Annotated in this window: 23 protein-coding genes; 15 read left to right on the forward strand and 8 right to left on the reverse strand. The window is 60.1% G+C overall.

Annotation, left to right across the window (positions count from 1 at the left end; genetic code table 11):
- Positions 1–79: 79 nt before the first annotated feature.
- The 8 genes from E0D86_RS01465 (at position 80) to murB (ending at position 6,909) form a co-directional block, all read left to right on the forward strand.
- Positions 80–2,305 carry a DNA internalization-related competence protein ComEC/Rec2 gene (locus E0D86_RS01465; protein ID WP_177493020.1) on the forward strand — a complete coding sequence of 742 codons (2,226 nt, stop codon included), beginning with the start codon at positions 80–82 and terminating at the stop codon, positions 2,303–2,305.
- 71 nt (positions 2,306–2,376) lie between these two features.
- On the forward strand, positions 2,377–3,009 hold the full coding sequence (locus E0D86_RS01470) for a MotA/TolQ/ExbB proton channel family protein (RefSeq protein WP_131648205.1): 633 nt from the start codon (positions 2,377–2,379) through the stop codon (positions 3,007–3,009).
- Positions 3,006–3,434: a biopolymer transporter ExbD gene (locus E0D86_RS01475; protein WP_131648206.1), complete on the forward strand. Its 429-nt coding sequence runs from the start codon at positions 3,006–3,008 to the stop codon at positions 3,432–3,434. Before E0D86_RS01470 ends, E0D86_RS01475 begins: the two co-directional genes overlap by 4 nt.
- Entirely contained in the window at positions 3,434–4,438 is a 1,005-nt protein-coding gene (gene lpxK / locus E0D86_RS01480) for a tetraacyldisaccharide 4'-kinase (RefSeq protein WP_131648207.1), read from the forward strand. Before E0D86_RS01475 ends, lpxK begins: the two co-directional genes overlap by 1 nt.
- 41 nt (positions 4,439–4,479) lie before the next feature.
- Complete coding sequence (locus tag E0D86_RS01485; protein WP_131648208.1) at positions 4,480–4,665, forward strand: Trm112 family protein; 186 nt, start codon at positions 4,480–4,482, stop codon at positions 4,663–4,665.
- A complete protein-coding gene (gene kdsB / locus E0D86_RS01490) occupies positions 4,662–5,426 on the forward strand; it encodes a 3-deoxy-manno-octulosonate cytidylyltransferase (RefSeq protein ID WP_131648209.1) in 765 nt (254 codons plus the stop codon). Before E0D86_RS01485 ends, kdsB begins: the two co-directional genes overlap by 4 nt.
- A 2-nt stretch (positions 5,427–5,428) precedes the next feature.
- Positions 5,429–5,893: a low molecular weight protein-tyrosine-phosphatase gene (locus tag E0D86_RS01495; RefSeq protein ID WP_131648210.1), complete on the forward strand. Its 465-nt coding sequence runs from the start codon at positions 5,429–5,431 to the stop codon at positions 5,891–5,893.
- Positions 5,890–6,909 (forward strand): UDP-N-acetylmuramate dehydrogenase, encoded by a 1,020-nt coding sequence (gene murB, locus E0D86_RS01500; RefSeq protein ID WP_131648211.1) that lies wholly within the window; start codon positions 5,890–5,892, stop codon positions 6,907–6,909. The genes E0D86_RS01495 and murB overlap by 4 nt, the downstream gene beginning before the upstream one ends.
- 102 nt (positions 6,910–7,011) lie before the next feature.
- Here the strand turns inward: murB and fdxA are convergent, their stop codons facing one another.
- A complete protein-coding gene (gene fdxA / locus E0D86_RS01505; RefSeq protein ID WP_014851990.1) occupies positions 7,012–7,335 on the reverse strand; it encodes a ferredoxin FdxA in 324 nt (107 codons plus the stop codon).
- Between the two features lie 129 nt (positions 7,336–7,464).
- On the reverse strand, positions 7,465–10,032 hold the full coding sequence (gene mutS / locus E0D86_RS01510; RefSeq protein WP_165914205.1) for a DNA mismatch repair protein MutS: 2,568 nt from the start codon (positions 10,030–10,032) through the stop codon (positions 7,465–7,467).
- A gap of 279 nt (positions 10,033–10,311) precedes the next feature.
- Here mutS and E0D86_RS21320 point away from each other — a divergent pair, with 279 nt between their 5' ends.
- From E0D86_RS21320 to recX, 4 genes are all read left to right on the forward strand, one after another.
- Positions 10,312–10,479 carry a hypothetical protein gene (locus E0D86_RS21320; protein ID WP_165914191.1) on the forward strand — a complete coding sequence of 56 codons (168 nt, stop codon included), beginning with the start codon at positions 10,312–10,314 and terminating at the stop codon, positions 10,477–10,479.
- Between the two features lie 167 nt (positions 10,480–10,646).
- On the forward strand, positions 10,647–11,141 hold the full coding sequence (locus E0D86_RS01515) for a CinA family protein (RefSeq protein ID WP_131648213.1): 495 nt from the start codon (positions 10,647–10,649) through the stop codon (positions 11,139–11,141).
- Between the two features lie 90 nt (positions 11,142–11,231).
- Positions 11,232–12,275 carry a recombinase RecA gene (gene recA, locus E0D86_RS01520; RefSeq protein ID WP_131648214.1) on the forward strand — a complete coding sequence of 348 codons (1,044 nt, stop codon included), beginning with the start codon at positions 11,232–11,234 and terminating at the stop codon, positions 12,273–12,275.
- Between the two features lie 5 nt (positions 12,276–12,280).
- Entirely contained in the window at positions 12,281–12,748 is a 468-nt protein-coding gene (recX, locus tag E0D86_RS01525; RefSeq protein ID WP_131648215.1) for a recombination regulator RecX, read from the forward strand.
- Positions 12,749–12,823: 75 nt separating this feature from the next.
- Here the strand turns inward: recX and E0D86_RS01530 are convergent, their stop codons facing one another.
- Together E0D86_RS01530 and E0D86_RS01535 are read right to left on the reverse strand one after the other, a co-directional pair.
- Positions 12,824–13,906, reverse strand: a complete 1,083-nt coding sequence (locus E0D86_RS01530; RefSeq protein ID WP_131648216.1) for an LOG family protein — start codon at positions 13,904–13,906, stop codon at positions 12,824–12,826.
- A 307-nt stretch (positions 13,907–14,213) separates the two neighbouring features.
- Positions 14,214–14,606, reverse strand: a complete 393-nt coding sequence (locus tag E0D86_RS01535; protein ID WP_131648217.1) for a PA3611 family quorum-sensing-regulated virulence factor — start codon at positions 14,604–14,606, stop codon at positions 14,214–14,216.
- A gap of 118 nt (positions 14,607–14,724) precedes the next feature.
- On the opposite strand from E0D86_RS01535, the gene E0D86_RS01540 reads away from it, so the two are divergent.
- Positions 14,725–15,441, forward strand: coding sequence for a tRNA-uridine aminocarboxypropyltransferase (locus E0D86_RS01540; RefSeq protein WP_131648218.1), 717 nt, complete (start codon positions 14,725–14,727; stop codon positions 15,439–15,441).
- Positions 15,442–15,455: 14 nt separating this feature from the next.
- Here E0D86_RS01540 and E0D86_RS01545 read toward each other — a convergent pair whose 3' ends face one another.
- Entirely contained in the window at positions 15,456–16,379 is a 924-nt protein-coding gene (locus E0D86_RS01545; protein WP_131648219.1) for a DMT family transporter, read from the reverse strand.
- A 234-nt stretch (positions 16,380–16,613) separates the two neighbouring features.
- On the opposite strand from E0D86_RS01545, the gene erdR reads away from it, so the two are divergent.
- A complete protein-coding gene (gene erdR / locus E0D86_RS01550; RefSeq protein ID WP_131648220.1) occupies positions 16,614–17,264 on the forward strand; it encodes a response regulator transcription factor ErdR in 651 nt (216 codons plus the stop codon).
- Between the two features lie 74 nt (positions 17,265–17,338).
- Here erdR and E0D86_RS01555 read toward each other — a convergent pair whose 3' ends face one another.
- Entirely contained in the window at positions 17,339–18,265 is a 927-nt protein-coding gene (locus E0D86_RS01555) for a LysR family transcriptional regulator (protein WP_131648221.1), read from the reverse strand.
- A gap of 117 nt (positions 18,266–18,382) precedes the next feature.
- Between E0D86_RS01555 and fpr the strand changes: the two genes are divergently transcribed.
- Positions 18,383–19,159: a ferredoxin-NADP reductase gene (gene fpr, locus E0D86_RS01560; RefSeq protein ID WP_131648222.1), complete on the forward strand. Its 777-nt coding sequence runs from the start codon at positions 18,383–18,385 to the stop codon at positions 19,157–19,159.
- A 55-nt stretch (positions 19,160–19,214) separates the two neighbouring features.
- Here the strand turns inward: fpr and E0D86_RS01565 are convergent, their stop codons facing one another.
- Together E0D86_RS01565 and E0D86_RS01570 are read right to left on the reverse strand one after the other, a co-directional pair.
- A complete protein-coding gene (locus E0D86_RS01565) occupies positions 19,215–19,700 on the reverse strand; it encodes a YchJ family protein (protein ID WP_131648223.1) in 486 nt (161 codons plus the stop codon).
- A gap of 4 nt (positions 19,701–19,704) precedes the next feature.
- Positions 19,705–20,202 carry a DUF6231 family protein gene (locus E0D86_RS01570; RefSeq protein ID WP_131648224.1) on the reverse strand — a complete coding sequence of 166 codons (498 nt, stop codon included), beginning with the start codon at positions 20,200–20,202 and terminating at the stop codon, positions 19,705–19,707.
- Between the last annotated feature and the right edge of the window lie 85 nt (positions 20,203–20,287).

Raw genomic sequence — 20,287 nt, forward strand, 5'->3', positions numbered from 1 at the left:
CAGGATGTCGAGCTTCGTAGTAGACCACCCGATTATTCGGGTCGCGTTTATTGTTTTGGAAGGGAATCCGGGAGATGTAATGCGTGCAGCGATGCTGGCGCTGGCGGCAGGCCTCCTACTGCTGCGCTTTCTACCGCAGTTACCACCAATGTGGGCGCTGCCCCTCATATTCATAACAGGCCTGGCATTGCTGCCGTTGCGCGTTTGGCCGGGCGCTTTTTTCTGCTTTGGGTTTGGCTGGGCCTGCCTGAGTGCTCATTGGGCGCTGGATGATCGCTTGCCGGTAGACCTCGACGGGCGCACCTTCTGGATGGAAGGACGCGTTACCGGACTGCCGGACATCAGTGATGGCGTGGTGCGGTTCGAACTGGTGGATATTTCGTCGCGCCATGCCGGGCTGCCTTCGCGGGTGCGGTTAGCCTGGTACGGTGGGCCGACATTGCAGGCTGGCGAGCGCTGGCGGCTCGCAGCCAAACTGAAACGACCGCGTGGTCTGGTCAATCCGAACTCGTTCGATTACGAGGCCTGGCTTTTGGCGCAGCGGATCGGTGCCAGCGGCACGATCAAGGCCGGCGAGCGCGTGTCGCTCGCGCAAGGAAACCAGTCGTGGCGCGATCGGCTGCGCCAACGCTTGTTGGCAGTCGATGCGCAGGGGCGCTCGGGCGCAATCGCAGCGCTGGTGGTTGGTGACGACAGTGGTTTGTCTACGTCCGACTGGCGGATACTTCAAGACACCGGAACCGTGCATTTGATGGTGATCTCGGGACAGCATGTAGGGATGCTGGCCGGTCTGCTTTATGGCCTGGTCGCGCTGATGGCGCGCTGGGGTATCTGGCCACCACGGGTCGCCTGGCTACCTTGGGCGTGTGGCTTCGCTTTGGTAGGTGCGCTTGGATACGGCTGGTTGGCGGGCTTCGAAGTGCCGGTGCAACGCGCTTGCATGATGGTCGCGCTGGTGCTTCTGTGGCGCTTGCGCTTTCGACATCTCGGTGTCTGGCTGCCTCTGTTGATCGCGCTCGATGGTGTCCTGCTACTGGATCCGTTGGTAAGCCTGCAACCGGGGTTCTGGCTGTCGTTCCTGGCGGTGACATTACTCGTCCTGATTTTTCGTGGTCGGCTCGGCAGCTGGGTCTGGTGGCGGGCGTTGGGTCGCGCTCAATGGGGTATGGCGTTCGGCTTGTTACCAGTATTGCTTGCGTTGGGCTTGCCGGTAAGCCTGAGCGGTCCGATCGCCAATCTGTTTGCCGTGCCGCTGGTCAGTGCGCTGATCGTACCCTTGTCATTATTAGGCACCTCGCTGTTGTGGCTACCGGATGTCGGCGAGCTGCTGCTATGGCTGGCTGGCGGACTGCTGGCGTTTCTGTTCGATGCGCTGCAATGGCTCGCTGGGTGGCAACCGGCATGGCTGTCAACGTCCTTGCCGCTGTGGAGTTGGTTGCTAGTTGCGCTGGGCATGCTGTTGATCTTGTCGCCTTCCGGAGTGCCGTTCCGGGCGCTGGGGTGGGTGTTCTTCGCGCCGTTGCTATTCCCACCGACGAACGAACCCGCGGTGGGCGAAGCGGAAGTGTGGGTATTCGATGTCGGTCAGGGGCTGGCGGTACTTGTGCGTACGCGTGAGCATGCCTTGCTATATGACGCGGGGCCGCGTTACGGGGACTTCGATATCGGCGAGCGTGTTGTGTTTCCTTCGCTAAGGGCGTTGGGGCTGGCCGATCTCGATCTGCTGATCCTCAGCCATGCTGATAGTGATCATTCGGGAGGCGCCGAGGCAATTCAGCGATTGTTACCGGCAGCACGGGTACTTAGCGGCGAACCGGAGCGACTACCTGCTACGTTGGGCGCCGAGTGGTGCCGTTCAGGAGATCGTTGGGAGTGGGATCAGGTCAGTTTCACGCTTTGGCAATGGCCAGAAAGCAAAAATAGCAACCAGTCTTCTTGCGTACTGTTGGTTGAAGCGGCTGGCGAGCGGCTGTTACTCACCGGGGACATCGATGCGGCAGCGGAACAGGCGCTGATAGCGAGCGATATGCCACTCGAGGTGCGATGGCTGCTGGTGCCGCACCACGGTAGTCGCAGCTCGTCTTCCGCAGCGTTCATCGAGGCGGCGAGTGCTGAGGGGGCGCTGGTCTCGCGCAGTCTTCACAATGCTTTCGGCCATCCACACCCGGACGTCGTGCAGCGTCTGCAAGCATCCAATACGCAGCTTTACGACACCGCCGAGCAGGGTGCCATACGAATCCTTCTTGGACGTTTCGAATCCGCGCAGGGATTGCGCGCCGAACGGCGATTCTGGCGGGAAAAATGAGAACCGAGGCCGTCGGCTGCCTATCGACCCTATGCTAGAGTGGCGCCACTTTTTCGAGGGGGATTCATCTCGTGTGGGAGCTGGTTAAAGCGGGCGGCTGGATAATGCTGCCAATCATTTTCTGTTCCATCGCTGCCGCTGGTATCGTCGCCGAAAGGCTGTGGACGCTACGGCCTGCTCGCGTGACCCCGCCGCATCTGCTCGGCCAGGTGTGGAAATGGATCAAGGACAAGAAGCTCAGTAATCAGAAGCTCAAGGAGTTGCGCGCCGATTCGCCGCTAGGCGAGATTCTGGCAGCAGGCCTGGCCAACTCAAAACATGGCCGGGAGATCATGAAAGAGTGCATCGAGGAGGCTGCGGCGCGTGTCGTCCATGACCTTGAGCGTTACCTCAATGCACTGGGCACCATCGCCGGGATCGCGCCACTGCTCGGGTTGCTGGGTACAGTGCTTGGGATGATCGAGATTTTCAGTGCCTTCATGGGCTCCGGCATGGCCAACGCACCGTTGCTCGCAGCGGGCATTTCCAAGGCGTTGATCACCACTGCAGCAGGTCTGATGGTCGGCATCCCGGCATTGTTTTTCCATCGTTTCCTGCTACGCCGCGTCGAAGAACTGGTGGTCGGTATGGAGCAGGAAGCGATCAAGCTGGTCGAGGTCGTACAGGGTGACCGTGACGTCGATCTGGGTGAGGGCAAGGCGTGAAATTTCGACGCAAGGCGCGGGAAAACGTCGATATCGGCCTGGCACCGCTGATCGATGTAGTGTTTATCCTGCTGCTGTTCTTCGTGGTGACGACAACCTTCACCCGTGAAACTCAACTCCAGGTTGATCTGCCTGAAGCGGCCACCGGTACGCCACCACAGCAAGCCGAGACAAAGCGGCTGGAAGTGGTCATCGATGTCGAAGGCAAATTCACACTCAATGGCAAGACCTTGATCAAGCATGACCTGAGCACGCTCATGGCAGCACTCAGCAAGGAGTCGGAGGGCGACACCAATCTGCCGATGGTGATCAGCGCCGACGGTAAGACTCCACACCAGGCGGTCATCACGGCCATGGATGCGGCGGGCAAATTGGGCTTTGCACAGCTGCGCATCACTACCGTCGAGGCCCAGCCGGAACCCTGATGTCCTTTACCGAACGTCTACAGCGAGCCTGGTATGAAGGGCACCCGGCGCTGGCCTTGCTCGCCCCCTTGGAGGCGCTCTATCGGCGGGTGGTCGTCGCCAAACGACAGAAATTTCTCAGTGGCTCGACCGACCGTTATCGGGCTCCGGTACCTGTGGTGGTGGTGGGCAATATCACCGTTGGTGGAACTGGCAAGACGCCCCTAATTCTCTGGCTCATCGAGCATTGTCGCCAGCGCGGCCTCAAGGTCGGCGTGGTCAGTCGGGGTTACGGCGCCACGCCACCGGCCCATCCGTGGCGGGTAATGCCCGAGCAGACGGCGGCCGAGGCGGGCGACGAGCCGCTACTGATCGCGCAACGGACAGGCGTGCCGGTGATGATCGATCCGGATCGCGCCCGTGCGATTCGCGAGCTGCTCAAGCTCGAATCACTCGACCTGATTCTTTCCGACGATGGTTTACAGCACTACCGGCTTGCACGTGATCTTGAGTTGGTGCTTATCGATACCGCCCGCGGGCTCGGCAACCGTCGCTGCCTGCCCGCTGGCCCATTGCGTGAGCCTGTGGAGCGGCTGGAGTCGGTCGATGCGGTGCTTTTCAATGGAGCGCTGGCCGACAGTTCCGCCGGTTTCGCCTTCGCCTTGCAGCCATCACGTTTGGTCGAGTTGGTCAGTGGACAGAGCTGGCCGCTCGATCATTTCCCACCGGGCCAGCAGCTGCATGCGGTCGCCGGAATCGGCAATCCGCAGCGTTTCTTCACCACGCTCGAGGCGCTACACTGGCGACCGATTCCGCACCCCTTCGCCGATCACGCTCGTTATAGCCTGGAGCAGCTGAGTTTCTGCCCCGAGCTTCCCTTGGTGATGACGGAAAAGGATGCGGTCAAATGCCGGGCATTCGCGTTGCCGGGTTGGTGCTATCTGCAGGTACAGGCCGAGCCTTCGGCGGCGTTCGTAACCTGGTTCGATGCCCAGCTGGACCGATTGCTGCCCGAACACCCCTAAGCCGCTCGACTTGCCTGGTGCGGTCGATCCAAGGACTGCGCATGGATACCAAACTGCTCGATATTCTCGCCTGCCCCCTCTGCAAGGGACCGCTGAAGCTGGCCGACGACAAGTCCGAACTGATCTGCAAGGCTGACGGCATGGCCTTTCCTGTGCGAGACGGGATACCGGTGATGCTGGAGAGTGAAGCCCGCACCCTCGAAGTGGATGAGCGTCTGGACAAATGAGTAGCGCCTATACCGTTGTGATCCCGGCGCGTTACGCGTCCAGCCGCTTGCCTGGCAAACCGCTACAAGACATCGCAGGCAAACCGATGATCCGTCACGTCTGGGAACAGGCTTGCAAGAGTGGTGCGCAACGGGTGGTGGTGGCGACCGATGATCCGCGCATTTTGAAAGCCTGCGAAAACTTTGGTGCGGACGCCGTGCTGACCCGGGTCGAGCACAACTCGGGGACGGATCGCCTTGCCGAAGTAGCGGAAAAGCTGGGCCTCGCGGCAGATGCGATAGTGGTCAATGTGCAAGGCGACGAGCCGTTGATTCCCCCTTCGGTGATCGATCAGGTCGCATTCAACCTGGCCGCGCATCCCGAAGCGGCAATCGCTACCCTTGCCGAGCCGATCAGTGATTCTCAGGCGCTGTTCAATCCGAACGTGGTCAAAGTGCTCAGCGATATCAATGGCTTGGCGCTGACGTTCAGCCGTGCACCACTGCCTTGGGCGCGGGACGAATTTGCACAGGACCGGAATGCTTTGCCGTCCGGCGTTCCATATCGCCGACATATCGGTATCTATGCTTACCGGGCCGGGTTCCTGGCTGACTTCGTAGCTTGGGGCCCCTGCTGGCTGGAGAATACTGAGTGTCTTGAGCAGCTGCGTGCCCTCTGGCACGGCCAGCGTATTCACGTAGCCGATGCGGTCGAGGCGCCTCCGGCAGGGGTCGACACCGCCGAGGATCTCGAGCGCGTCCGTAAGTTGCTCGGAGCCTGAAGGTGAAGGTTCTGTTCGTTTGCATGGGAAATATCTGCCGTTCCCCCACAGCTGAGGCCGTGTTTCGCAAGTGTGTTCAGGATGCTCAGCTGGATGATCGAATCAGCATCGATTCGGCCGGAACCGGTGACTGGCATGTTGGCAAGGGGCCGGATCAGCGATCTTGCCTGGCCGCCGCCAAGCGAGGCTACGACCTCAGTGCGCTGAGAGCGCGGCAGGTGGTAGAGGACGACTTCCGGCGCTTCGATCTGATATTGGCCATGGATCATGACAACCTGGAGCGATTGCAGGCGCTGCGACCGTCGGATTCACACGGTGAGCTTGATCTGTTTCTGCGCCGCTACAAGCTGGGCGAGGACGTAGTGCCCGATCCGTATTTTGGTGGCGACGAGGGCTTCGAGCGGGTGCTTGAGTTGGTGGAGAAAGCATCCGCGGCGCTGCTCGACGAAATCCGGGGGCGTCTGTGAGTCTTCTCATCGAACAGAATCGCTCGCTTAAACCATTCAATACCTTCGCCGTCGAGGCGCGCGCGACGCGCTTTGCCGAGGCGCATGACGATCAAGAGGTCATCGAAGCCCTCGCAGAGGCTCGGCGTCTCGGCGTTCGACCGTGGGTGCTCGGCGGCGGCAGCAACTTGGTGCTGACCGGGGATGTGGATGCACTGGTGCTGCGTATGGCCAGCAGAGGCATTCGGATTATCGAGGATGACGGAGAGCGGGTGGTGATCGAGGCGGAGGCCGGAGAACCCTGGCATCCCTTCGTGCTGCACAGTCTGGCGTGCGGCCTGTGCGGGCTGGAAAATCTCAGTCTGATTCCAGGCACCGTCGGCGCCGTGCCCATTCAGAATGTCGGAGCGTACGGCGTCGAGATCAAGGATGTCTTCGCGGGGCTGACGGCATTGGATCGGGAAACCGGGGAGCTCGTTGAGTTTAGTCTGCAGGCGTGCGAATTCGGTTATCGCGACAGCGTGTTCAAGCGCCAGCTCGAGCGCTACATCATTCTGCGGGTGCGCTTCGCGTTGCAGCGCACACCGAATCTCAAGCTCGAATACGGACCGCTTCGGCATTGGTTGCAACAGCATGCTATCGAGTCCCCGACGCCGACGGATGTAAGCCGTGCAATCTGTTCGATTCGCAGCGAGAAACTGCCCGATCCGAGAGTCTTGGGCAACGCCGGCAGCTTCTTCAAGAACCCCTTGGTGTTTCAGGCGGCAGCTGACACCTTGCGCGAGCGCTTTCCGGACCTCGTCGCGTTTGCGCAGGGGGATGGGCAGGTCAAGCTTGCGGCTGGTTGGCTGATCGAACGGGCCGGCTGGAAAGGTTATCGGGAAGGTGATGCTGGCGTGCATAAACTGCAGGCGCTAGTTCTCGTCAACTACGGTGAGGCCACCGGGCGGCAGATTCTGGAGCTTGCTCGGCGCATTCAGAGGGATATTGGCGAGCGTTTCGGTGTGCAGCTGGAAATAGAGCCGAACGTTATCTAGCCGACCTGCTGAAGCCCGCTGCTTTCCGGTTGAGTTGACTGCCAAGGATTGAACGAAAAAGGGATGCAGAAGCATCCCTTTGTCCTTGTTATCGGTAGCGACTCAGCGCTCCAGATACTGCAGCTTGTCTTTCACACCGTCCCATTCTTCGGCGTCAGGCAGCGAGTCCTTCTTCTCGGTGATGTTCGGCCAGACTTCGGCCAGATCGGCGTTCAGCTCAATGTATTCCTGCTGGTCTTCCGGCACCTCGTCTTCGGAGAAAATCGCCTGCGCTGGGCACTCCGGCTCGCAGAGCGCGCAATCGATGCACTCGTCCGGGTGAATGACCAGGAAGTTCGGGCCTTCGTAGAAACAGTCCACCGGACAGACTTCTACGCAATCGGTGTACTTGCACTTGATGCAGTTGTCGGTGACGACGAAGGTCATTTCTATTATCTCCTCAGGCGTTTCGGGTGGCGTTGCAGTGATGCCCCCGGTTCGGCAGGCTCAGCGGCACCAGGCAAATGCCGCTCATGTCCAAAAATGCGCGCGATTCTAGCAGCTTTTTGCGGCCCGTCAGATTTGCGTTTTCAGCTTGTATAGCAGCTCCAGCGCCTGACGCGGGGTCAGGTCATCGGGCTGGACCTTGCCCAGCGCCTCGATGACCGGGTGCGGCAGGCTGGCGAACAGGTCGTTCTGCAGCGGCGGCGCGGGTTGGCCGGGCTCTATTTTCGGCATTTCGTGGGACAGGCTGGTGGTTTCCAGGCGCGACAGATGGTCGCGGGCGCGCTGGATCACTTCGCCCGGCACGCCGGCCAGTTGTGCCACCGCCAGGCCGTAGCTCTGGCTGGCCGGGCCGGGCAATACATGGTGCAGGAAGACGATGCGCTCGTTGTGCTCGGTGGCCGACAGGTGCACGTTGGCCACCACCGGCTCGCTTTCCGGCAGCACGGTCAGCTCGAAATAGTGGGTGGCGAACAGCGTGAACGCACGCAGCTTGGCCAGGTGTTCGGCGGCGGCCCAGGCCAGCGACAGGCCGTCGAAGGTGCTGGTGCCACGGCCCACTTCATCCATCAGCACCAAGCTGCGGTCGCTGGCGTTATGCAGGATGTTGGCGGTTTCGCTCATCTCCACCATGAAAGTGGAGCGACCGCCGGCCAGGTCATCGGAAGAGCCGATACGGGTGAAGATGCGGTCCACCAGCGACAGCTCGCAAGCCTTGGCCGGGACGAAGCTGCCGATCTGTGCCAACAGCACGATCAAGGCGGTCTGGCGCATGTAGGTGGATTTACCACCCATGTTCGGCCCGGTGATCACCAGCATGCGGGTGTCGTCGTCGAGTCCCAGGTCATTGGCGACGAAGGGCGTCTGCAGGACCTGTTCCACTACCGGATGGCGACCCTGTTCGATGCGCAGGCAGGGCTGCTCGACGAAGCGCGGACGATTCAGGTCCAGCGTCAGCGCGCGCTCGGCGAGGTTGCTCAGTACATCTAGTTCGGCCAGCGCGGCGGCGGAGTCCTGCAGCGGCGCCAGATGGCCGATCAGCAGTTCCAGCAATTCCTCGTAGAGCTGTTTTTCACGGGTCAGGGCACGGCTCTTGGCCGATAGCGCCTTGTCTTCGAATTCCTTGAGTTCCGGCGTGATGAAGCGCTCGGCGCCCTTGAGCGTCTGTCGGCGGATGTAATCGGCGGGCGCGGATTCGGCCTGCTTGCTCGGTAGTTCAATGAAATAGCCGTGCACGCGGTTGTAGCCGACCTTGAGGTTGGCCAAGCCCGTGCGTGCCTTCTCACGGGTTTCCAGGTCCATCAAGTACTGGCCGGCGTTTTCGGAGAGCGATTGCAGCTCGTCCAATTCAGCGTCGTAACCGGTCTTGAGCACGCCGCCGTCGCGGATCACTGCCGGCGGGTTGTCGATGACCGCCTTGGCCAGCAGCTCGGCCAGTTTCGGGTAGGTGCGGATGCTCGCGGCCAGTTCGATCAGGTGTGGTGCGACCAGCTCCTGCATGCCCGCTTGTAGTTGTGGCAGGGCGGCCAGAGCGTCGCGCAGCCTTGCCAGGTCGCGCGGCCGAGCGTTGCGCAGGCCGATGCGGGCAAGGATGCGTTCCAGGTCTCCGATGTCCTTGAGCTGCGGCTGGATCTGCTCGAAGCGGTAGTGCTCCAGCAGGCAGGTGATCGAGTCCTGGCGCGCTTCCAATACCTGGTGGTCGCGCAAGGGACGATTCAGCCAGCGGCTCAAAAGACGGCTGCCCATGGCGGTCTGGCAGCGATCGACCACCGATTGCAGGGTGTTGTCGCGACCACCGCCGAGGTTGATATCCAGCTCCAGATTGCGCCGGGTGGCACCGTCGAGCACCACGCTGTCGTCGAGACGCTCATGGCGCAGGCTGCGCAGATGGTGCAGGGCGGTACGCTGGGTTTCCTTGGCATAGGTCAGCAGGCAGCCGGCGGCACCGATGGCCAGGGTCAGCTTTTCGCAGCCGAAGCCTTTCAGGTCCTGGGTCGCGAACTGCTGGCAGAGGCCCTTGAAGGCGCTGTCGCGGTCGAAATCCCAGGGCGCGCGACGGCGCACGCCACGGCGTCTTTCCAACGGCAGGCCTGCGGGCCAGTCATCGGGGATCATCAGTTCGGCGGGGTTCAACCGCTCCACTTCGGCCAGCAGGGTTTCCCAGCCGCCGAATTCCTGCACCGTGAAGCGACCACTGGTGATGTCCAGCACCGAGAGTCCGAACAACCTCTCATCGCCGACGACAGCGGCCAGCAGATTGTCGCGATGTTCATCGAGCAGCGCCTCGTCGCTCACCGTGCCAGGGGTGATGATGCGCACCACCTGGCGTTCTACCGGTCCCTTGCTGGTGGCCGGATCGCCGATTTGCTCACAGATCACCACCGACTCGCCGAGCTTCACCAGGCGGCTGAGATAGCCCTCGGCAGAATGAAAGGGAATCCCGGCCATGGGGATGGCATTACCGCCCGACTGGCCACGCGCGGTGAGGGTGATATCCAATAGTTTGGCAGCCTTCTTGGCATCCTCGTAGAACAGCTCATAGAAGTCGCCCATGCGGTAGAACATCAGCTGATCAGGATGCTCGCGCTTGAGCTTCCAATATTGCTGCATCATGGGCGTATGTTTGGAAAGATCCTGAATATCTTTTTTCATCAATGGCTTAGAGCTGTTCGAGTGTGTGCGGTGAGGCAGAATTGAGGCCAAGCAGTTCGGGTTGAATTCGCGCCGAATGGTTCGAAGTTCGCGGCTCGTCCTTTTGGCGGACGCAAGGTTATCACGGCCAGCAGGCTGGGCTAGCGCGCGGTCGGAAGCGAATGCCGACGGGAGACGTCGGGCTGATCCTGACTGGCGGTCTGCACGATCCATCGCTGTGCCGCTCGAATGACAGGAGGCCACAGGCGGCCTCGTTGGAGGTGGATGATGCAAGACCAACGCGACCCTAACGATCCCGATTCGTCTGCGCAGCTGCCCGGTGACCCGGAAGGCGCTGGCATCGACGACGCACCCATGTCGGATCCGGACAACGGCGAGCTGACCGACGAGGACGTCGAGCTGTTCGAGGACGATCCAGACATTCCGACGGTCTGAAAAGCTTCCGCTTGAAGATAATCAGCCCCGCTTCGGCGGGGCTGTTTTTATTATCCGGAACAGCTTTGGACTGCGTGCTGATTCCAGTTGGCCGACGAGGAGACCGGCTGTACGGCGCCTTTGGCTGAGGTAGGCTGTGGTCTTTTCGTTGCTCTGAGGACATCGCGATGAACCCGACTGAAGCACTCGCCGACGAACTGGGTCGCGCGCTGCAGCTTGCCAGTGCACAGGTCACCACTGCCGAGTCCTGTACCGGCGGCGGCATCGCCGAAGCCATTACTCGCATCGCTGGCAGTTCGGCCTGGTTCGAGGCGGGTTTCGTTACTTACTCCAACGTGCAAAAGGCACGTCAGCTAGGCGTGCCAGCCGATCTGTTCGCCCAGGTCGGTGCAGTCAGTCGGGAGGTTGTAGAAGCGATGGTGCGTGGTGCGCTGCATGCCAGCGGAGCGCATTACGGCGTCGCCGTTAGCGGTATTGCGGGCCCAGGTGGTGGTTCGCCGGAGAAACCGGTTGGCACCGTGTGGCTGGCTTGGGCGGCAGGTGACCAGATCGTTGCCAAGCGCTTCCAGTTCGACGGCGACCGGCAGGCCATACGTGAGCAGAGCGTGGACGCCGCGCTCGTCGGATTGATCCGGCTCGCGGCGGGAGAAAAATCGGTTTAGGGCTAGGCGCTTTATTTTGCCTATGCTCTAATACTGTCTACTTATACAGTTGTCGTGGCCTCTGGCCCTCTTGATCAAGTGAGGATTGTAATGGACGAGAACAAGAAGCGCGCCTTGGCCGCCGCCTTGGGCCAGATCGAAAAGCAGTTCGGTAAAGGTGCGGTCATGCGTATGGGCGATCACGATCGCCAGGCTATTCCTTCTATCTCTACCGGCTCGCTGGGCCTGGATATCGCACTGGGCATTGGCGGTCTGCCGAAAGGCCGTATCGTCGAGATCTATGGTCCCGAGTCCTCAGGCAAGACCACCATGACGCTGTCGGTGATTGCCGAGGCGCAGAAGGCGGGTGCTACCTGCGCCTTCGTCGATGCCGAGCATGCATTGGATCCCGATTACGCCGGCAAGCTCGGTGTCAACGTCGATGACTTGTTGGTCTCTCAGCCGGACACCGGCGAGCAGGCGCTGGAAATCACCGACATGTTGGTGCGCTCCAATGCCGTCGACGTGATCATCGTCGACTCGGTGGCGGCGCTGGTACCCAAGGCGGAAATCGAAGGTGAAATGGGCGATACCCACGTAGGTCTGCAGGCGCGTCTGATGTCTCAGGCGCTGCGCAAGATCACGGGCAACATCAAGAATGCTAACTGCCTGGTCATCTTCATCAACCAGATCCGCATGAAGATCGGTGTGATGTTCGGTAGCCCGGAAACGACCACTGGCGGTAACGCGCTGAAGTTTTACGCCTCGGTACGCCTGGATATCCGTCGTACCGGTGCAGTGAAGGAAGGCGACGAGGTGGTTGGCAGCGAAACGCGCGTCAAGGTCGTCAAGAACAAGGTGGCGCCGCCGTTCCGCCAGGCCGAGTTCCAGATCCTCTACGGCAAGGGCATCTACCGCAATGGCGAGGTCATTGATCTCGGTGTGCAGCAGGGCCTGGTTGAAAAGTCCGGTGCCTGGTATGCCTACAAGGGCAATAAGATCGGTCAGGGTAAGGCCAACGCCGCTAAATACCTGGAAGAAAATCCGGAAATTGGCCGCGAGATCGAACAACAGATCCGCGACAAATTGCTGGTAGTCGCACCGAACACCAAGGCCAACCCGGTGGCTGAAGATCTGGCCGAAGCCGATATCTGATCTATATGCCGGTTGTGCTCGATAATCCCGCCGCCGTGCGGCGGGCAGCCATGGATCTTCTGGCCCGTCGCGAACATGGGCGCATCGAGCTCAGCCGCAAGCTGCGCACGCGCGGCGCGCTGCCCGAACTCATCGAGCCGGCGCTGGATCGATTGAGCGCGGAGGGGCTGCTCAGCGAAACACGCTATCTGGAAAGCTTCGTCCGCATGCGCGCAAACGCGGGGTACGGCCCCTTGCGTATCCGTGAGGAGCTGGCCCAGCGAGGGTTGGCCCTTGACGATATCGAGCAGGCGTTGCGTGACAGCGGCTTCGATTGGGGCGCGCAGTTACATGAGGTCTGGATGCGCAAATTCGCCGGCGAGCTGCCGAGCGATCAGCGGCAACGCGCTCGACAGGGCCGATTCCTCAGTTACCGCGGTTACCCTCTGGATATGATAGGCCGGCTTTTGCAGCGCGGATCGCTCGATAGTTGAGGCGCGGCTAATTCCTTTCGCAGCATATGTCCGGGTCTGGGTGGTGGATAGACAGCCTATCCGTGTTTCAGTCGTTCACTCAGGCGAAACTGCCCAGTTCTGCCGCTCATTGATGAAGTCGGTCAGCTCGCGTAAGCGACCGTGATCGCGGCCATTGAATACAAAGCTCAGTCGCGGCAACTGTCGCAACTCCGGCTCATCCAGTTCCATCGCGCAACATGGCTGCTGTTCGAAGCAACCCTTCAGGCAAAGATCTGCGAATTCGGTGTTCAGAGCGTCCAGCGCAGCGCCGGTCAGCTGGTGGTTCAAGCGCATGACGAAGCGGTCTTTCCACCAGCGGCTCGAATGGAAGTTGCTGTAGAACTTGTCAATTTCTACGGCGGCGTCTTCGGCGTTATCAACCAGCCGCATCAGGCGCATATCGGTAGGCAGTATGTAGCGATTGCCTTCAAGTTGGCGGCGCATGAAGTCCAGCGCGTCCTTCCAGAAGGAGCCGCCGGGCTCGTCCAGCAGAACGACAGGGACCAATGGGCTTTTTCCCGTCTGTATCAGCGTCAGTATTTCCAATGTTTCGTCCAGCGTGCCGAAACCACCGGGGCACAGGACCAAGGCATCGGCTTCCTTGATGAAGAACAGCTTGCGCACGAAAAAGAAGTGGAAGGACAGCAAATGCTCAGTACCGTCCACCGTGGGGTTGGCGCGTTGCTCGAAGGGTAGGGTGATATTCAGCCCGAGGCTGTTGTCTGTACCGGCGCCCTCATGGGCAGCCGCCATGATGCCACCGCCGGCTCCAGTAATGACCATCAGGTCGTAGCGCGCCAGGGTTTCACCCAGTTCGCGTGCCAGCGCATACAGCGGATGCTCGACGGGCGTACGTGCCGAGCCGAACACCGTGACCTTGCGGCGCCGTTTGAACGGTTCGAGTCGGCTGAAGGCATGCTCCATTTCGCGCATGGTCTGCAGCATTATCTTGGCATCCCAACGGCTTCGATCCGCTTGCGCCATGCGCATAACGGTGATCAGCATTTCGCGGTAAAGGGGGAGGTTCGGGCTGTCTGCCGGTACAACCGAGGCTACCAAGTCATCAACCCTTTTCGACAGCCCGGCACCGCTGGTCGCGAAATGTTGTGATAAGTCGTCGTTCGGTTCGAAAGGCATACTACGTCTCCCTTGCATTCCTGCGGCGTTGCTCTAGGCCGCCTTGCGCGAGGGGTTCGCGCGGTGTGCTTAAGCTTGCCAGTAATCTTTGGAACAGACCAAGATTGGGCGATGCTTTGTGCCTTTGATGTTAACGGTAGCCCATCGCGGAGATCGATATCAGCCGCGTGCTTGCTTGGTGCTGCGAACCGCCTTGTTCATCGAATAAAGACATAGCAGTAACAAGCAAGCGAGCACGATTTTTTTGCCAGGCGGCAGGGCAGCATGCAGTTGCCCTTTTAAGGAGCTTTCAGCAATTTAGGGGCTTTCAGCAATCGCTAGCACGGTACCTTTCGGTTGTGATCGGCTTCTTGTTTTCGAATTCGCTGAATTCGAAGCGCAACACCGCGCCCTGATCCATCAGCTGACGTAGGCCATCATTGCTGCAAACACTTGCAGCCAGCTGCGTGCGGACCTGCTCGGGATTGTCACGCATCTGCGCGGCATGGCGGGGCTGGACGCTCAAATGGTTGACCAGCTCATTGCCGTCGACGCTGTACCCTTCGTCGAGGAGGTCGGAGTTGATTGCCCGCGGTGTTCCGACGCTGCTTTCGCTCGCAACTTTCTCGAGTAACGGGCCGAGTGCCGGATCCTGTGCCGTGGCGGCGTGAGCGAAGGGTAGGGCGAGGCAGAGCGTGAATAGAGTGGTCAGACGGTGCATGGTGATCTCCTGGTGACTGCCGTCGTTCGACCGGTCTCCGCCGGCACGGTTCAGCTGCTGCCATGGTTTCCGGCCAGGCTGCTAAACTGCCGCCCCGCCCAGACAGATCGAAACGCTCATGCCACATGCTGTAGCCCGTTTGCGCGAAGCGCGCCTGGCCCGTAGCGCCAAGCCTTTCGTCGCGCGTGGATCGCGTACGTCGCGCTGTCCGCATTGTCGTGTCGCTAGTAGCCATTGCCTATGCGACTGGCTTCCGCAAGTGGCGGCGAACAGTGCAATGTGTCTGATCATGCATGACATCGAGCCTCTGAAACCGAGCAATACCGGCTGGCTGATCGCCGATATCGTCGCCGATACCTACGCCTTCACCTGGCAGCGGGTCGGGGTGGATCCAGCCCTGCTGACGCTGCTCGCCGATCCCCGCTACCAGCCGATCGTGGTATTTCCCGGCGAATATGCCGAGCCCGAGCGGGTGGTTTCAGAAGTGGAAGTGGCCTCAGGCAAGCGCCCGCTGTTCATCCTGCTCGATGCGACCTGGACTGAAGCGCGCAAGATGTTTCGCAAGAGTCCTTATCTGAATGGCCTGCCCGTGTTGAGTCTGCAGGCCGAAGTGGTGTCACGCTATCGTTTGCGCCGCTCGACGCGTAGCGAACACCTTTGCACTGCCGAAGTTGCCGCTTTGTGCCTGGGCCTGGCGGGTGATGCTCAGGCCGCTTGTGCACTGGATGTCTGGCTCGATGCATTCACCGATCATTATCTGGGTGCCAAGCATCACCGTACGCCCGATCCGGATGACGCCACGCATCGAACACTGGCGGCGTTCGGGGAGCGCTGATCGGGTCGCTGCGATCAGTGCCTGGCTGTCTGTGGAGTTTCATTATCGACAGCCATAGACAGGGGCTTACGCGGCCAAAGCTGCGCGGCGAGCATGCCGACGAACATCAGCGCGCAACCGAGATAGCCGCGCATACTGAGGCTTTCATCGAGAAACACCGCACCGGCGATCGCGGCGAATACCGCTTCGAGCGACAGAATGATGGCCGCATGCGAGGCAATTGCGTGCTTCTGCGCCACTACTTGCAAGGTGTAGCCCACACCCACTGCAAATAGACCGCCATAGATCAACGCGGGGGCCGCCAGCCAGATGCTGTTCAGACTGGCTTCCTCGAAGACCGCCGCCAGCACCAGGCTGACCACCGCGCAGGTGGCGAATTGCAGAAAGGCCAGGCGGATGGCGTCGTGGCGCCCGACGAAAAAACTCACCAGTAATACGTGTACGCCCCAGACGAAAGCGCCGGCCAGCTGTATCCAGTCGCCTGAGGCGACCTGGAAGTTTTCGCCAATACTGAGCAGGGCCATGCCGAACACTGCCAGAATCGCACCTAACCAAGTGCCTGCCCCGGTTCGCTGGCCGATGATCAGCCCCAGCAGAGGTACGACGATGACGTACAGGCCGGTGATAAAGCCGGAATTGGTCACGCTGGTGAAGAGCAGGCCGACCTGTTGCAGATTGATGCCCAGTGTTAGCGCAAGCCCCATGCAGAGGCCGCCCAACAGCAGGCTGCGCTGAAAGAAAGGCTCGTGCCGAGCCGCTCCACGGCCCTGATGCAGTAGCAGAGGCAAAAGAACGATGGCGCCCAGGGCGAAGCGCAGGCCGGTAAAAAGGAAGGGGCCGATGTTATCCATTCCGACCCGCTGTGCGACGAAAGCGCTGCCCCAGATCATGGCCGTAATGAGCATCAGGAAATCAGCGCGAAGGGCTTGGTTACGCATGTTTGAGTTCGTCTGGGGAAACCTGCGAACTGTGCATCAAAGCGATGCGATTGGCCATAGATTCATCGGCCCACTAGGCTGGGGCCTTGATTAAATGCGGAACGGTGATCGAATTTCGAGTGGTGGCGCGATATCATCACCGCGGTCCATCAGGAACGCCTCGGGTTCTTCGACCTGAAGTCGGCATCCGGCTCAGGCCGGTGAAAGCGCCAATAAAAAAATCATAGGTCTGCCATGGCTGCTTACGAAATCCTTATCGCTGACGATCATCCCCTATTCCGCAGTGCGCTCCAGCAAGCCTTGACGCTTGGTCTGGGCGACGGCGTGCATTTGTCCGAAGCGGCGAGCATCGCCGAGCTGGAAGCTCAGCTGACCCGGGCCGTAGATTGGGATTTGGTCCTGCTGGATCTGAATATGCCGGGCGCTTATGGCTTTTCAGGACTGGTCCTGCTCAGAGGGCAGTATCCTCAGCTGCCGGTAGTGATGATTTCCGCTCAGGAAGACGCGGCGGTAGTCGCCCGTTCTCGCGAATTCGGTGCCAGTGGCTTCATTCCTAAATCCAGCTCGCTGGAAACCATTCAGGAAGCGGTGCGAATGGTGCTGGACGGCGACGTCTGGTGGCCCAGCAATATTCAGGACGTCGCCCATGTTAGCCCCGAGGCCAAGGCGGCCAGTGAGGGTCTCGCCAGCCTCACGCCTCAGCAGTTCCGGGTATTGACCATGGTGTGTGACGGCCTGCTGAACAAGCAAATCGCCTATGAGCTGAGCGTGTCCGAGGCGACCATCAAAGCGCATGTCACTGCGATCTTCCGCAAGCTAGGCGTTCGTACCCGGACACAGGCGGCGTTGCTGTTGCAACAGATGGGTTCGATTCCGGGCAGCTGATACAAGGCTGGCTACGTCACGGTTCGCCGAAGAGAGGCAGGCCGTAACGGATCTATACCGAGACGATCTACGTATCAGGCGATCGATGGCAGGACGATCTCGTCACTGCGCTGCACTCCCGCAGTCAGCGCCCGGCATTGTTCGATGAACTCGCGCATCGCGGCAGTCTGGTATTTCAGCGAATGCCAGATGAAATAAAACTGCCGAGTCAGATCCAGCTCGGGTGTTTCCACCGCAACCAGACTGCCGCGCCGAAACGCATCGCGCAGTGCCAACCGTGATATGCAGCCGATCCCCAAACCTGATTCGACGGCGCGCTTGATCGCTTCGGTATGTTCCAGTTCGAGTCGGATATTCAGTTTGGCGGGATGATGGCGCATCGCGTGGTCGAATGTCCGCCGAGTGCCAGAACCCTGTTCACGGAGGATCCACGCCTCACGCGAAAGCTCTTCCATGCTTACTTCGGTGCGTCCCGCCAGGACATGTTGCGGTGCGCAGAAGACAACAAGCTCATCTTCTACCCAAGGCAACACCTCGATATCGGGGTGCTGGCAATCGCCTTCGATCAGACCCAGGTCAAGTTCATGTTGTGCGACCTGATGGACAATATGCGCCGTATTTTGCACATGCAGCTTCACTCGGCACTCGGGGTGACGCTGCATGAAACTGCCAATCAGCAAGGTGGCGAGATAGTTGCCAATCGTAAGGGTTGCGCCGACGTTGAGTGAGCCGAAGCCGGTCTTGCCGGCCAGCAGGTCCTCGATGGCCTTGGCCTGATCCAGCAGGCTCACCGCTTGCGGCAGCAGTTGATGACCTAGTGAATTGAGCCACAAGCGCTTGCCGGCACGGTCGAACAACTGGCAGCCCGATTGCCGCTCCAGTTCGGCCAACGAAGTACTGGTAGCCGATTGGGACAGCGCGAGGCTCTGCGCCGCGCGGGAAACGCTTTCCTGGCGGGCGATGGAGACAAATACCTGAAGCTGACGCAGCGTAAAATGCATATCTATATAACCGATAACATATATCGTTAATATTCACTTAGCGGATATTAACGATGCCGGTAAACTCTCGTAAATATCAAAGCGTGCTCTTCGCGAGCTAGAAGGGGAATCCGTAACATGAGTAACCTGAACGTCGAGCGAGTCCTCAGTGTTCATCATTGGAACGACACGCTGTTCAGTTTCAAAACCACCCGTAACCCGGGGCTGCGCTTTGAAAATGGCCAGTTCGTGATGATCGGTCTCGAAGTCGAGGGCCGGCCATTGATGCGTGCCTACAGCATCGCCAGCCCGAATTATGAAGAGCATCTAGAGTTCTTCAGCATCAAGGTTCCGGATGGCCCCCTGACGTCGCGCCTGCAGCACCTCAAGGAAGGCGACTCGCTGATGATCAGCCGTAAGCCTACCGGCACGCTCGTCCTGGACGACCTGCTGCCAGGCAAGCATCTTTATTTGCTGAGCACGGGTACCGGTTTGGCGCCTTTCATGAGCGTGATTCAGGATCCGGAAACCTATGAGCGTTTCGAAAAGGTCGTGCTGATTCATGGCGTGCGCTACGTGAACGAAGTCGCCTATCGGGAATTCATTACCGAGCACCTGCCGCAGAACGAATTCTTCGGCGAAGCGCTGAAAGAAAAGCTGATCTACTATCCGACCGTGACGCGCGAGCCGTTCGAAAATCAGGGACGCCTGACCGACCTGATGCGCAGCGGCAAGTTGTTCACTGACATTGGTCTGCCCCCAATAAATCCCGAAGATGATCGCGCCATGATCTGCGGAAGCCCGAGCATGCTGACTGAAACCAGCGAGGTGCTGAACAGTTTCGGCCTCAAGGCTTCGCCGCGCATGGGCGACCCGGGGCATTATCTGATCGAGCGTGCTTTCGTCGAGAAGTAAGCTCAGTGAAATCGTGAAAGAAGGCCGGCTGGCGCGATGCGTTTGCCGGCCTTTTTCATATATAGGCAGCGCAGCACTTTTTGAATTTCTGGCCGCTGCGGCAAGGGCAGGGATCGTTGCGACCGGCTTTCAGTGGGACGGTCGGATCGATGAAGTACCATTTCCCGTCGTGCTGAACGAAAGCCGAACGTTCATGCTGCGCATGCTGTCCCGCCGGATCGTGCCAGCGAGCGGTGAACGTCACCAACGCGTGTTCCGGTTGCCCACCAATGAGTTGGCTGTCTTCCACTTCCAGCCCGAGCCAGGTGCTTGTGGCGCTCCAGTCTCTCATCGATTGCACGTCTAGCGACTGCTGCTGCACGGGCAGCGTCGTGGCCTTGAGATAATCGACGAGCCCTAAAACGTAGGCGCTATAGCGTGAACGCATCAGCCGTTCCGCACTTGGCGCCGGCTGGCCGCCGTGGTATCGCCCGCAGCACTCGCTGAGCGGGTCGCTGCTGCCGCAAGGGCAATTGGCGTCATGTTGTGTGTCGCTGATCATCGATTCACCACCAATATTTACCGAACATCTGCGGATTGGCCCAAAACTTCGCGTTCAGCCAATCCGGAACCTGCTTGTAAGCAAGCAGGTCGTAGGTGAAGAGGGTCAGGGTCTGGCGGTCACGTTCGAAGTGCGCGCTGATCTGCAGGGCGAGGGCGAAGAAGTCGGTGGCCTGCCAGTCGCATGCATTGAGGTCGATCAGAACCGCGATTCGGTTGGCGTTGAGATTGCGGATGCCGCCGAGCAGTTGCAGACCTTCGTGCTTGGGCAGATGTTCGAGGCAATCGGCGACGATTGCCAGATCATAACGTTGGCTCGCCAGTTCGTCGGGCAGCGGAGCGGCCGGGGCGTGGTCGATGTGGCTGTTCAGATGGCTGCGGCTGAACGCATCGACTGCTGGCATGGCGCTACGGCCAACCTGCAGGAGCCGCATTGGAGCGTACTGCTCAAGCAGTGCAGCCAGTGCCTGTTGCGGCGATTGTAGTGAGCCAGATGCGATCAAGCCGGGATCCTCGAAGTTACGTACTGCACGCTGCAGATTGCGGTTCGTATGTTTTGCCAAGGTGTAAAGACTAGCGCGACGGCGT

The sequence above is a fragment of the Pseudomonas sp. IC_126 genome (genome assembly GCF_004331835.1).
GTDB lineage: Bacteria > Pseudomonadota > Gammaproteobacteria > Pseudomonadales > Pseudomonadaceae > Stutzerimonas.

Excerpts from the sequence above, each read along its gene's own strand:
- E0D86_RS01465 (WP_177493020.1), top strand. The coding sequence starts at position 80 with ATGCGTGCAGCGATGCTGGCGCTGGCGGCAGGCCTCCTACTGCTGCGC.
- lpxK (WP_131648207.1), top strand. The coding sequence starts at position 3,434 with ATGTCCTTTACCGAACGTCTACAGCGAGCCTGGTATGAAGGGCACCCG.
- E0D86_RS01485 (WP_131648208.1), top strand. The coding sequence starts at position 4,480 with ATGGATACCAAACTGCTCGATATTCTCGCCTGCCCCCTCTGCAAGGGA.
- kdsB (WP_131648209.1), top strand. The coding sequence starts at position 4,662 with ATGAGTAGCGCCTATACCGTTGTGATCCCGGCGCGTTACGCGTCCAGC.
- fdxA (WP_014851990.1), bottom strand. The coding sequence starts at position 7,335 with ATGACCTTCGTCGTCACCGACAACTGCATCAAGTGCAAGTACACCGAT.
- E0D86_RS21320 (WP_165914191.1), top strand. The coding sequence starts at position 10,312 with ATGCAAGACCAACGCGACCCTAACGATCCCGATTCGTCTGCGCAGCTG.
- E0D86_RS01515 (WP_131648213.1), top strand. The coding sequence starts at position 10,647 with ATGAACCCGACTGAAGCACTCGCCGACGAACTGGGTCGCGCGCTGCAG.
- recA (WP_131648214.1), top strand. The coding sequence starts at position 11,232 with ATGGACGAGAACAAGAAGCGCGCCTTGGCCGCCGCCTTGGGCCAGATC.
- recX (WP_131648215.1), top strand. The coding sequence starts at position 12,281 with ATGCCGGTTGTGCTCGATAATCCCGCCGCCGTGCGGCGGGCAGCCATG.
- E0D86_RS01530 (WP_131648216.1), bottom strand. The coding sequence starts at position 13,906 with ATGCCTTTCGAACCGAACGACGACTTATCACAACATTTCGCGACCAGC.
- E0D86_RS01535 (WP_131648217.1), bottom strand. The coding sequence starts at position 14,606 with ATGCACCGTCTGACCACTCTATTCACGCTCTGCCTCGCCCTACCCTTC.
- E0D86_RS01540 (WP_131648218.1), top strand. The coding sequence starts at position 14,725 with ATGCCACATGCTGTAGCCCGTTTGCGCGAAGCGCGCCTGGCCCGTAGC.
- E0D86_RS01545 (WP_131648219.1), bottom strand. The coding sequence starts at position 16,379 with ATGCGTAACCAAGCCCTTCGCGCTGATTTCCTGATGCTCATTACGGCC.
- erdR (WP_131648220.1), top strand. The coding sequence starts at position 16,614 with ATGGCTGCTTACGAAATCCTTATCGCTGACGATCATCCCCTATTCCGC.
- E0D86_RS01555 (WP_131648221.1), bottom strand. The coding sequence starts at position 18,265 with ATGCATTTTACGCTGCGTCAGCTTCAGGTATTTGTCTCCATCGCCCGC.
- fpr (WP_131648222.1), top strand. The coding sequence starts at position 18,383 with ATGAGTAACCTGAACGTCGAGCGAGTCCTCAGTGTTCATCATTGGAAC.
- E0D86_RS01565 (WP_131648223.1), bottom strand. The coding sequence starts at position 19,700 with ATGATCAGCGACACACAACATGACGCCAATTGCCCTTGCGGCAGCAGC.